An 11,841-nucleotide genomic window follows, 5' to 3' on the forward strand; every position below is an offset into this window, starting at 1 on the left:
AGATGGATTTGAAAAATGCACAACTAGATGTTGATACTTGGATAAAAGAACACGGTGTTCGATATTTTAACGAATTAACAAATATGGCTCAGCTTACAGAAGAAGTAGGCGAAGTGGCTAGAATTATTGCTCGTCGTTATGGAGAACAATCTGAGAAAGAAAGTGATAAAAATAAAGATTTAGGGGAAGAATTGGCCGATGTTGTTTTTGTTGTTCTATGTCTGGCGAACCAAACAGGAATTGATTTACAAGCTGCTTTTGATAAAAAAATGGACTTAAAATCAGTTAGAGATAAAGATCGTCACAAAAACAACGATAAATTGAAATAATTGTGAAATTTTAGCGCAGATTTTGATTTACGAGCGAGGAGTGGTAAATTGCGCACTCGAATTATGTCACTCACAATTCGCAACTCATAACTAAAATCATGAATTTAAAATTAAGCACGAATTCACAATTTACGATTGATAATTCGCAACTAAATATTACGGGTTCTAAAAGCGAAACAAATCGCTTATTATTACTAAAAGCATTATTTCCAAATATCACATTAGCCAATACTTCAAACTCTGATGACAGCGAAGTAATGCAGAAAGCGCTGGCAGGAAATGACGAAATTGTTGACATTCACCATGCTGGAACGGCAATGCGATTTTTAACAGCATATTTTGCAGTAAATGAAGGCAGAGAAGTGGTAATGACAGGCTCAAGCAGAATGCAGGAGCGCCCGATTAAAATTTTAGTTGAAGCTTTGGCACAATTAGGCGTTGAAATTTCATATGAAAAAGAAGTTGGTTATCCGCCAATTCGAATCAAAGGAAAAAAAGTAACCGCTTCAAAAGTTACTTTAGCGGCAAATGTAAGCAGTCAGTATATATCTGCACTTTTGTTAGTAGCGGCAAAATTAGAAAATGGTTTAGAGTTAACTTTAGAAGGAGAAATAACTTCGATTCCGTATATCAAAATGACTTTGGCTTTGCTAAAAGATTTAGATATTCAAACTAGTTTTGAAGGAAATGTAATAAAAGTTTATCCTAAAGAATCTGTTGAATCAAAAGAAATGGTTGTAGAATCTGATTGGAGTTCTGCGTCGTATTTCTTTAGCCTTGTGGCTTTGGCTGATGCTGCAAAAATAACTTTAAGCAGTTATAAAGAAAACAGCTTGCAAGGAGATTCTGAATTAGTTTCTCTTTATGAAAAAATGGGTGTAAAAACTACTTTCCAAAATAATCAAATGACATTGGAAAAACAAGTTGGTTTTGCATATGAAGATGTAAATTTTGAATTGAATAATACACCAGATATTGCGCAAACAATTGTAGTAACTTGTTTAGGTTTAGGAATTGGATGCCATTTAACAGGTCTTCATACACTGAAAATTAAGGAAACAGATAGACTTGAAGCTTTAAGAATTGAGCTTACAAAATTAGGAGCCAATATTTCTGTAACTAATGATAGTTTGACTTTATTGCGATCTGGAGAAATTAATCAAGATGTTCATATTGCAACTTACAACGATCACCGTATGGCAATGGCATTTGCACCGCTTGCTATAAAAGTGCCAATTATTATTGATGATGCCGAAGTAGTTTCAAAATCATATCCAGATTTTTGGAATGATTTAAAGGCTTTAAACTTTCAAGTTTCAGAATTGTAATCAAATTGTACTATATAAGTTCATTTAAATAAAGGACTTAATAAAGATTAATAATATAACCTCTGGTTTCAACCAGAGGTTTTTTTGTTTAAGAAATCCAAATTAAATGAACTTATCTAACTTATATGGTAAAAAAAACATTTTTAATGGTTCTGAAAACTCCACTAAATCAGGGACTTTTGAAAATAAACATCAAAACACTTGACAACGCCTATCTCACAATCGTATATTTGCAAGCGATTTAAAATTTTAGATAAAAAAGTCTAAGATTGATATTTTAAAATCTAACTTCAAATATGAAATTATCACACTTCAATTTCAATTTACCGAAAGAACTTTTGGCTGAATTTCCGGCAGAAAATAGAGATGAATCTCGTTTAATGGTAATTGACCGTCAAAAACAAACAATAGAGCACAAAATGTTTAAAGATGTTATCAATTATTTTGATGACGGAGACGTTTTAATTCTTAACAATACAAAAGTTTTCCCTGCACGTTTGTACGGAAACAAAGAAAAAACTGGTGCAAGAATTGAGGTTTTCTTATTAAGAGAATTAAATTCTGAGCAGCGTTTATGGGATGTTTTAGTTGATCCAGCTAGAAAAATCCGTATTGGTAATAAACTTTATTTTGGCGATGACGATTCATTAGTTGCCGAAGTAATTGATAATACAACTTCTCGTGGTAGAACATTACGTTTTTTATATGACGGTTCTTACGAAGAGTTTAGAAACAAATTGACAGAACTTGGAGAAACTCCAATTCCTAAATATATCAGCAGAGAGGTTACTGCCGAAGATGCTGAAAGATACCAAACAATTTATGCAAAAGAAGAAGGAGCTGTAGCGGCACCAACTGCTGGTTTACACTTCTCAAAACACCTTTTGAAAAAATTAGAAATTAAAGGAGTAAACTTTGCTGAAGTTACACTTCACGTAGGTTTAGGAACTTTTAATCCAGTTGAGGTTGAAGATTTATCTAAACACAAAATGGACTCTGAAGAATTAATCATCAGACAAGAGGCTTGCGACATTGTAAATGAAGCAAAAGCAAAGAAAAAACGTATTTGTGCTGTAGGAACAACTTCTATGCGTGCAATTGAAAGTTCTGTTTCTTCTGCAAATACTTTAAATCCTTATGAAGGATGGACAAATAAATTTATTTTCCCTCCTCACGATTTTAGTATTGCAAACTGTATGATTACTAATTTCCACACACCAAAATCAACATTATTAATGATGATTTCTGCTTTCTGTGGTCATGACTTAATGAAAAAAGCATACGACGAAGCGATCAAAGAAGGATACAAATTCTATTCTTACGGAGATGCGATGTTAATTCTTTAATTAGAATTTATTTTCAAAATAAGAACCCGACAGTTTTTTTAGAATCTGTCGGGTTTTCTGTTTTTAATGGTTTCAAGTTTCAGGTTTCAAGTTTGATGTTCGTTATGCGATTTAACCGAAAAGTTCGCAAAGCTTTGTGTTCTTATGCATTTGGTAAACACAAACGGAACAAAAAACCTTGCGAACTTTGCAGTTAAATACCACGAAGCATATCAACTTGAAACCTTAAACTTGAAACAAAATAAACAATTTTTGTTATTTTAGCATCCAAAACAAAAACACAATGACTTTTCAAAATACACGCGAATTCGCGAAACAATTAGATGCTCAAGATTCATTGAATCACTATCAAGATCAATTTATTTTCCCAAAAGTAAATGATAAACGAGTAATTTATTTCACTGGAAACTCTTTAGGATTGCAACCAAAACGTACAAAAGCTTATATAGACGAGGTAATGAATGACTGGGCAGAATTAGCTGTTGAAGGTCATTTTTATGCAGAGAAACCTTGGTGGGATTATCAGGAAAGATTCGCTGAACCATTGAGTAAAATTGTGGGAGCACTTCCGTCAGAAGTTACCGTTATGAATACTTTAACCGTAAATCTTCATTTATTGATGGTTTCTTTTTATCAGCCAAAAGGAAAGCGTTATAAAATTATCTGCGAAGAAAAAGCATTTCCATCAGATCAATATATGTTCCAGAGTCAGGTTCATTTTCATGGATATAAACCAGAAGATGCCATTGTAGAAGTTAAACGACGCGAAGGCGAGCACAATATTCGTCTTGAAGATGTTTTAGCAAAAATCGAAGAAGTTGGCGACGAATTGGCTTTAGTTTTAATTGGAGGTGTAAATTATTATACGGGACAAGTTTTCGATATTAAAACCATAACTGCAGCTGGGCAAAAAGCAGGAGCGAAAGTAGGCTGGGATTTGGCACATGCAGCTGGAAACATCAAATTAGAACTTCACGATTGGAATGTAGATTTTGCCGCTTGGTGCAGTTATAAATATATGAATTCAGGACCTGGAAATGCTTCAGGAGTTTTTGTTCATGAAAGACATCACAGCGATCTAGATTTACCACGATTTGCAGGTTGGTGGGGACACAATAAAGAACGTCGTTTTAAAATGGAACCAAACTTTGATCCTGTTCAAGGAGCAGGAGGATGGCAGATTAGTAACCTTCCAGTGTTGTCATTAGCACCCTATTTAGCTTCTGTAGAGATGTTTGCTGAGGTTGGAATGGATGCTTTAATTGCAAAACGGGATCATATTACGTCTTATTTAGAATTTATTCTGCACGAAATTGATAAGGAAGTTGATAGTACTTTTGAAATCATTACGCCAGCGAATCCTGAAGAAAGAGCTTCACAATTGTCTGTTTTTCTACATGGAGAAGGAAGAAGCTTGTTCGATTATTTAATGAAAAATGGAGTTATTACAGATTGGCGTGAACCAAACGTAATTCGTCTGGCGCCAGTTCCTTTGTATTGCTCTTATGAGGACATGTATGACTTTGGGCAAATTTTGAAAAAAGGAATTTTAGGAAAGTAATATTCGTTGTTCTTCGAAATGAGATAAAATTGTCAATGAATCCATAATCTTCAAATCATATAAACTTTCCAAAAAATTCTGTAATAAGCATTATAGCAGATATCCTTTATTTTGTAGTGTATAATTATTAAAAACTACAATCATGAAAGGCTTATTTATTTTATTAGCGGTAATACTTTTAACTTCTTGTCAGAATCAAAATAAAGAAGATATAAATAAAGCCAAACAAGCCAGTATTGATTCAATGAAAGTTGAGATTAACAAGCAGCGAGTTATCGATTCAATGAAGACTGAAATGGCTAAGATTAAAGAAGAACAAAAAATTGAATCTGAAAAAGAAAAAGTTGTTGTTGTGCATCAGCAAGCAAATGGAACTGCTGCAGCGACAACAGCAGCACCAGCACCAGCTAAAAAGAAAGGTTGGAGTTCTGCAGCTAAAGGCGCGGTAATTGGTGCAGGAGTAGGAGCCGCAACTGGAGCAATTGTCAGTAAGAAAAAAGGACAAGGTGCAATTATAGGCGGATTAGCCGGAGCAGGAGTTGGAGCCGGAACAGGTGCAATTATTGATAGTAAAAAGAAAAAGGAGTAACTGCTTTTTCTGTTTAAATAAATAACCCCGATTAAGATATCTTGATCGGGGTTTTGTTTTAAGCTAATTGTAAAGTTGGTATTGAAATTGCGTTTAATTCTGATTTATAAAAATCGAATTGCTTTTTGATTTTTTCTTCCTCATCTTTAAAATAGAAAGTAGATGAAAATAGATTTTGATAATATTCAATTCCATCTAAAATATTTGTTTTAAAAGAATTCCATTTTTTAAGCTGATTTGTGCTTACTTCGCCAGAGATTGTTTCGATCTCATTTCTAAAATAATCAACATACATTTTTAATTCTTTCACAAATAAATTGGGGCGGTCATTAGTTCTTATAATTGTTTTGCCTTGATAAATATGCTGTACCATTTCTTTCAGTGAAACTTCCTGATCAAAATAAGCCATATTTGGTCCTGGACAAATTACAACGCCTTGCGCTTGACCTTTTATTTTTATATCATTTTCAAGATATGAAGCATTTGCTAAACCAACACATAAACATGATTTTTCAGTGATTTTCATTTTACTTTTTTCAAATGCATCAGCAGATAAAGTATTTTTTACGCTTTCTAGTTCTGCTAGTTTTATATCCTGATATTTTTTTGAAGCCGTACAAATTCCGTGAGGATCATATTCTTTGCTTAATGCTAAAAATTTCTTCGGGCACGAACTTCCTGCCTTATTTTCGTGAATACGTTTTTGTTTTAAGACTTCGTTTGAAGTGCCGCGCAAAGTATTAAAAGGAACTCCCAAAGGCGAAATATGACTTAAATACAAATCATTTTCTTTGGCTTTCATTAATAAATTTCGGGTTTCCTGATCAACAGAAGTAGCTTCTGGAACTAATAAAAATGGAGTTCCCCAGCCCACAGAATCAACTTTGTATTGGTCTAATAAAAATTCATGCTCCTCAGCAGTTCCAACACCGCCTTGAACCGTAATTTTTAGGTCTAAAGGATTTTCTGGAAAAGCTTGATTTTTTAGCTGTAGAGCCTTAATCATTAAATCGTGAGCAGATTGTACCAATTGCTCTTTTTTCTGCTTGAATTCTTCTAAAATCGTCCCTAATAAGAGTCCGTCAGTTGCAAAAGCGTGACCGCCGCAGTTTAATCCGGATTCAATTCGATATTCAGAAACCCAAAGTCCTTTTTTAGCAAGGAAATTACCTTGAATCATAGCCGATCGAAAATCACTTACTTTTAGAATAATTTTCTTTTTTAGTTCGTTCTTTTCATTTGGAAAAAAATCTTTGAAGTTTTCAAAGTAGCTGTACAATCTCGGATTCATTCCAGCAGAAAGTACAACAGACGATTCTAAATTACTATTTGCAAAACCTCTTAAAGCCGCGTGAGCATCATTAAATTCAATTGGAAGCTGTTCATTTTTTATAAAATTATCTTTGTCCAGTTTTGTCATAATGTTAACGTCAATTTCTCCTGGAAAAAGATGTGATTCAATATAACTTTGAATGTTTTCTTTAAAAGAAATACCATCATCCAATAAATTCTGGAAACCTTTTTTAATATCAGAAGTATTAGGCAGCATCGACATGAAATGTTCAAGAGCCGTTTTGCTTTCTGTTAATTCGGTTTTAAAAGTTTCGAATTTTTCTTTTACAATTTTGTCGACTAAATTTAAGTAAGAAGTAATTCTTTCAGCGCGATAATCGTGAAATTTCTGACTTATTTCTTCGTATGGAATGTTGAATTTAGTGCTGTAGAAATTACGCATCTTTTCAATTAGATCGTCATCAGCGATTGAAACCACAGACGAAATCCCGTATTGAGCCACTCTTATTGGGCTGTCTATCGTATAGGCAAGTCCCATTACCGGAATATGGAAAGTATGCAAAGGTGTTTTTGTCATTTGTTTTCAGATTAAAATAAAAGCAAATGAAAAAAAAAATAATTTTTAAAAACCTGATAATTATCAGGTTTGTAGATTGTTGAGAAAGTTTTTCCGCCATTAGGTCGCTCTCAATTTTGTCATTCCGAGGAACGAGGAATCTTCGTAAGTAACTCCGCATGCAAATTCACAATTGTTTATTTATTTTTATACATAAAAAGTAAGAATAATCTTTTTGTTTTTGTTTCTAGGATTGGAACAAATAATTAATTTGATTAAATGGAATCATTACAAGGCTATCACACTTATTACATCTACATTATAACAAATAAGTTTAAAACCTTATTTTACACCGGGGTAACAAACAATTTAAGGGTTCGTTTATGTCAGCATAAAGAAAATGTCACTGGAGAAAATAAAACTTTTACTTCAAAATATAAAGTTGAATTTTTATTGTACTACGAAAAATTTACGTGGATTCAAGAGGCAATTATTCGAGAAAAGGAGATAAAAGGCTGGACTAGAGATAAGAAAATAGAATTGATTAAAACAATTAATCCAGACTTAGATTTTTTGAATCATATTTTTCTTAAGATTATTGATTTACTAATATGAAATACTTTGTAGAGCTTCTTACAAAGATTCCTCGTTCCTCGGAATGACAAAATTGTGGTAAATACCTTGAGTTTAAACAAAACTAAATCAAAATCTTCTTCAAAGACTCTGCAATACTTCGCCATAAAAAATTGTAAAATGACTTTTCCTGAATTCTTTCAATTTCAATATCAGCGGTTTTTGTTTTGTCTTTTGAGTCATTTTTTACCAGTAAATTGGCAATAGCTGATTTGAGTTTGGCTTCTTTTTCAGGCTTTTCCTTTTTATATAATTTCACTTTTAAGTCATCATAATCTAGAGATGCATTTCCTTTTGAGATGTTGTCATTTCCGTAGAAATCAAAGCGATATTTATTAAAATTTCCTGTAAAGGAAGCGTTCATATAGGGTTTGCTGAATTGTCCCATGGCAGAAACATCAAAGTTTGAAATAACGCCTTGAATATGAAAACTATCTTTTTTATCTAAAACATTAAAACTCCAATCAACATCCAGCGGAGAGTTTTTCATGAAAAGGCATTTCACTTTAATTTTGACATCATCGGTTTTTTTCCATCCAAAACCACTTTTTAAATTGACTGCCTGCAAATTGAATTTGTCGAAATTTAAAACTCCAGGGCCTTTGGCGAAATCAATTTCTTCTTCGTAAACCAATTTCGATTTCAGAACTTGTAAAGTGTCAATTTGGAGTGGGAATTTAATATTTCGCAATAAATGATTGTAAAGATATTTTTTACTCAGATCATCTTTTGGCATTTTTCCGCGATAGATATTGGCGTCAAAATGATTGATCACAACTGAATTTGCTCTGAAGAAAAAGCGATCGTTTTTAAAACCCCAATTCATTTTTTGTACTTGTGCCGAATCGAATTTTAAGGTATAAATGTCCTTTTCTTGATCTAATCGTTTAATAAATTCTCGTCGATTGAATTGAGGAAGGTGAGAGAAGTTGTTGATTTTTAAAAAGTTCTTCTCGGTGCTTATTTTACCAATATTGATATGATAAAAAGCATTTGGTCTGTAAAACAAACTATCAATAACCAGCGCATACGTTTTATATTGCAGCGGGATTTTTTGTTTTAAAGTAGCATCTGTCAACAGAATTCCTTCTAATTTTAGGATGATTTTTTTGATGCTTAAAATTGGTTTTTCAGTATCTAAAGAAACAACATCCACCGTTCCGTCATTAAGATAAATGTTTGAAACAGCAATTATTTTTCGAAAAGGTTCAATGATTTGGGTTTTGATACTTTTGTTGTCGTTTAAAAGTTTTTCGCCTTTTTTGTATAAAATAACACGCGGTTTATTGATAATTATACTTTCGGCCTGAATAATATCTCTAAAAGCCAGATCCCAAATATTAAAATGTTTAATTGTAACTGATTCAATTTTAGAAAAAAGCCCATTTTTACTATCTTTTGGTTCGTTTTTCGGACTTACTAATAATGTTTGGGCATAGATATTACGGGAAAAAAGTGAAACTTCAATTTTTTCGTAATTGATGTTGTAAGCTGTTTTGTTCTTTTCGTGAATAATAATTGGAAGCTGTTTTTTGATCCAGTAATTAAGACTAATGTTGGTCAGAATTACAAGTACAAAAAGAGAAATTACTCCAATAGTTATTTTTTTATAGACAGACATTTATAGTATTGATTTTAAATACATAAATTTAGACTTTTAAAGGGAATGAATTTTACATTATTCTGCTTTTTGGTTACATCATTTTATAAACCTTATTTATTTATACTTTTTACGAAATATGAGAAGATTTAAAAAATTTCTGTTGGTTTTATTAGTACTTGTTGTTGTAATTGGAATAGGTTTATGTGCCTATATTTTTCATTTAAAACCCAAATATGAAGGTGAATTGCAATTGAAAAACCTTCAAAAGGAAACGACTGTTTATTTTGACGAATACGGCGTTCCTCATATTTATGCCGATTCTGAAGAAGATGCAATGACTGCTCTTGGATATGTTCATGCACAGGAAAGATTGTGGCAGATGGAATTGCTTCGCAGAATTGCTCCGGGCAGGTTATCAGAAATCTTCGGAACTGTTACACTCAAAAATGATAAGTTTTTCGCTGGAATTGGTATTGAAGAAGCTTCGGCGAAAGCCATTTCAAAATTAGACAAGAATAGTGCGAGTTATAAACTAACGCAGGCTTACTTAGACGGAATTAATCAATACTTGGAGGAAGGAACTACACCAATTGAATTTACTCTTGTTGGTGTTAAAAAGCAAAAATTCACTATAAATGATGTGTATAATATTTTTGGATATATGTCTTTTAGTTTTGCAATGGCTCAAAAAACAGATCCATTATTGACAGATATTCGCAATAGATATGGTGCCGCTTATTTGAAGGATTTAGGAATTGAAGGGGAATTCAATACAACGCAGATCAAGAGTTCAAAAGAGAATATTGAAGAATATACAGAGATTTCAAAATCTATAACAGCTTTATTAGACAAATCGCCAATTCCGCCATTTGTAGGAAGTAACAGCTGGGTTGCTGGTCCGCATAAAACGAAAAGTGGAAAAGTAATTTTTGCGAATGATCCGCATATTGGGTTTTCACAGCCTGCAACTTGGTATGAAGCACATATTGTGACGCCAAAACATGAACTTTACGGCTGTTATTTGGCAGGAACTCCTTTTCCGTTATTGGCACACAATCGTGATTATGCTTATGGTTTGACTATGTTTGAAAATGATGATATCGATTTTTATCAAGAAAAGAACAAAACAGGAGATTTAAATCAATATCAAACGCCAACAGGTTTTGCAGCTTATGAAGTTAGAAAAAAGACGATTAAAGTAAAAGATACTTCGGATGTTGTTTTAACAATAAAATCAAGCCGACATGGACCAGTTATGAATGATTTACTGGATCATTTGGATAAGAAGAATCCAATTGCAATGTTGTGGACGTATACGCAGCAGCCAATTCAGATTCTTGATGCTGTTTATGGACTTTCGCATGCAAAGAATAAAGAGGAGTTTAGAAAAGCGACTCAATTAGTGGCAGCACCGGGATTAAATGTCATGTATGGTGATGCTAAAGGAAATGTTGCTTGGTGGGCAACGGGAAAATTGTATAAGCATAATAAAGGTGTAAATACGCATTTAATTTTAGATGGTTCAACAGGAAAAGAGGATATTGTTGAGTATTTGGATTTTTCAAAGAATCCATCTGCCGAAAATCCAAAATGGGGATATGTTTATTCGGCCAATAATCAGCCTGAAGCAATTGATGGTTATTTGTATCCAGGATATTATCTGCCAGAAGACCGTGCCAAAAGAATTTCTGGATTAATGGATGCAAAATCGGATTGGGACAAAGAAGCAATCAGTAAAATGATTTATGACAATACTTCTGATGTTGCGGTTGAAACGGTTAAAAATCTAATTTCGAATATCGATCTTAATACGATTTCGAATGAAGAAAAAGAAGCTGTCAATGTTTTAAAGTCTTGGAAAGGAACAACAAATCTTGAAGATACTGCGCCAACGATTTATAATAAATGGGTGTATTTATACTTGAAGAATACTTTTGAGGATGAAATGGGAGAGGATAACTTTAATTTGTTTTTAGGAATCTCGATAGGGAAACAAGTTATTGCCAATCAAATTAAAAATGAAAATTCAGTTTGGTGGGATAATGTCAAAACTAAAAATGTAAAAGAAACCAGAAAGGATATTGTTGCAAAATCATTTCATGAGACTGTTGCCGCGCTTCAAAAGCAATTAGGAAATACTGTTGCCGATTGGCAATGGGAGAAAGTACATACGGTTGAACACGAACATCCGCTTGGTAAAATTGCTGCACTTCGAGGTTTATTTAATGTTGGTCCTTTTGGATCTCCGGGATCAAATGAAGTAATTAATAACTTATTTTTTGGTTTAAACAATGAAGGGAAATATTATGTAAAAGGCGGTCCATCAACGAGACGAATTGTTGATTTTTCGGATATTGAAAACAGCTGGAGTATTTTGCCAACAGGACAATCAGGAAATCCATTTAGTAAACATTACAGCGATCAAGCAGAAATGTACAACGAAGGAAAGTTCAGGAAAATGAAGCTGAATAAAGACGAAATAATAAAAACGTCTACAAAATTAGTTTTGAAACCAAAACAAAAATAGTTTCAAGTTTAAAGTTGTGAGCGTTAAGAACCTTTGTTCCTTTGCATCTTTGAATCTAAAAAAAACCTTCCCATAA

General features: G+C 32.9%; 9 protein-coding genes. 7 read left to right on the forward strand and 2 right to left on the reverse strand.

Annotation, left to right across the window (positions count from 1 at the left end; genetic code table 11):
* Positions 1-2: 2 nt before the first annotated feature.
* The 5 genes from B0A81_RS13250 (at position 3) to B0A81_RS13270 (ending at position 5,153) form a co-directional block, all read left to right on the forward strand.
* Positions 3-329, forward strand: a complete 327-nt coding sequence (locus B0A81_RS13250; RefSeq protein WP_012022600.1) for a nucleotide pyrophosphohydrolase — start codon at positions 3-5, stop codon at positions 327-329.
* A 98-nt stretch (positions 330-427) separates the two neighbouring features.
* Positions 428-1,657, forward strand: a complete 1,230-nt coding sequence (locus B0A81_RS13255; protein ID WP_089058475.1) for a 3-phosphoshikimate 1-carboxyvinyltransferase — start codon at positions 428-430, stop codon at positions 1,655-1,657.
* Between the two features lie 296 nt (positions 1,658-1,953).
* A complete protein-coding gene (gene queA / locus B0A81_RS13260; protein ID WP_089054258.1) occupies positions 1,954-3,003 on the forward strand; it encodes a tRNA preQ1(34) S-adenosylmethionine ribosyltransferase-isomerase QueA in 1,050 nt (349 codons plus the stop codon).
* A 283-nt stretch (positions 3,004-3,286) separates the two neighbouring features.
* Complete coding sequence (gene kynU, locus B0A81_RS13265; RefSeq protein ID WP_089058476.1) at positions 3,287-4,564, forward strand: kynureninase; 1,278 nt, start codon at positions 3,287-3,289, stop codon at positions 4,562-4,564.
* Positions 4,565-4,706: 142 nt separating this feature from the next.
* Complete coding sequence (locus B0A81_RS13270; RefSeq protein ID WP_089058477.1) at positions 4,707-5,153, forward strand: YMGG-like glycine zipper-containing protein; 447 nt, start codon at positions 4,707-4,709, stop codon at positions 5,151-5,153.
* Positions 5,154-5,211: 58 nt separating this feature from the next.
* Here B0A81_RS13270 and B0A81_RS13275 read toward each other — a convergent pair whose 3' ends face one another.
* Entirely contained in the window at positions 5,212-7,023 is a 1,812-nt protein-coding gene (locus B0A81_RS13275) for a hypothetical protein (protein WP_089058478.1), read from the reverse strand.
* 258 nt (positions 7,024-7,281) lie between these two features.
* Between B0A81_RS13275 and B0A81_RS13280 the strand changes: the two genes are divergently transcribed.
* On the forward strand, positions 7,282-7,617 hold the full coding sequence (locus B0A81_RS13280; RefSeq protein ID WP_089058479.1) for a GIY-YIG nuclease family protein: 336 nt from the start codon (positions 7,282-7,284) through the stop codon (positions 7,615-7,617).
* 82 nt (positions 7,618-7,699) lie between these two features.
* Here the strand turns inward: B0A81_RS13280 and B0A81_RS13285 are convergent, their stop codons facing one another.
* Positions 7,700-9,256, reverse strand: a complete 1,557-nt coding sequence (locus B0A81_RS13285) for a hypothetical protein (RefSeq protein WP_089058480.1) — start codon at positions 9,254-9,256, stop codon at positions 7,700-7,702.
* Between the two features lie 118 nt (positions 9,257-9,374).
* Between B0A81_RS13285 and B0A81_RS13290 the strand changes: the two genes are divergently transcribed.
* A complete protein-coding gene (locus B0A81_RS13290) occupies positions 9,375-11,765 on the forward strand; it encodes a penicillin acylase family protein (RefSeq protein ID WP_089058481.1) in 2,391 nt (796 codons plus the stop codon).
* Positions 11,766-11,841: the final 76 nt, after the last annotated feature.

Origin of the sequence: Flavobacterium plurextorum (genome assembly GCF_002217395.1) — a bacterium.
GTDB classification, from domain to species: domain Bacteria; phylum Bacteroidota; class Bacteroidia; order Flavobacteriales; family Flavobacteriaceae; genus Flavobacterium; species Flavobacterium plurextorum.

Bases quoted from the DNA above. Each gene is read 5' to 3' on its own strand.
- B0A81_RS13250 (WP_012022600.1), top strand. From the start codon at position 3: ATGGATTTGAAAAATGCACAACTAGATGTTGATACTTGGATAAAAGAA.
- B0A81_RS13255 (WP_089058475.1), top strand. From the start codon at position 428: ATGAATTTAAAATTAAGCACGAATTCACAATTTACGATTGATAATTCG.
- queA (WP_089054258.1), top strand. From the start codon at position 1,954: ATGAAATTATCACACTTCAATTTCAATTTACCGAAAGAACTTTTGGCT.
- kynU (WP_089058476.1), top strand. From the start codon at position 3,287: ATGACTTTTCAAAATACACGCGAATTCGCGAAACAATTAGATGCTCAA.
- B0A81_RS13270 (WP_089058477.1), top strand. From the start codon at position 4,707: ATGAAAGGCTTATTTATTTTATTAGCGGTAATACTTTTAACTTCTTGT.
- B0A81_RS13275 (WP_089058478.1), bottom strand. From the start codon at position 7,023: ATGACAAAAACACCTTTGCATACTTTCCATATTCCGGTAATGGGACTT.
- B0A81_RS13280 (WP_089058479.1), top strand. From the start codon at position 7,282: ATGGAATCATTACAAGGCTATCACACTTATTACATCTACATTATAACA.
- B0A81_RS13285 (WP_089058480.1), bottom strand. From the start codon at position 9,256: ATGTCTGTCTATAAAAAAATAACTATTGGAGTAATTTCTCTTTTTGTA.
- B0A81_RS13290 (WP_089058481.1), top strand. From the start codon at position 9,375: ATGAGAAGATTTAAAAAATTTCTGTTGGTTTTATTAGTACTTGTTGTT.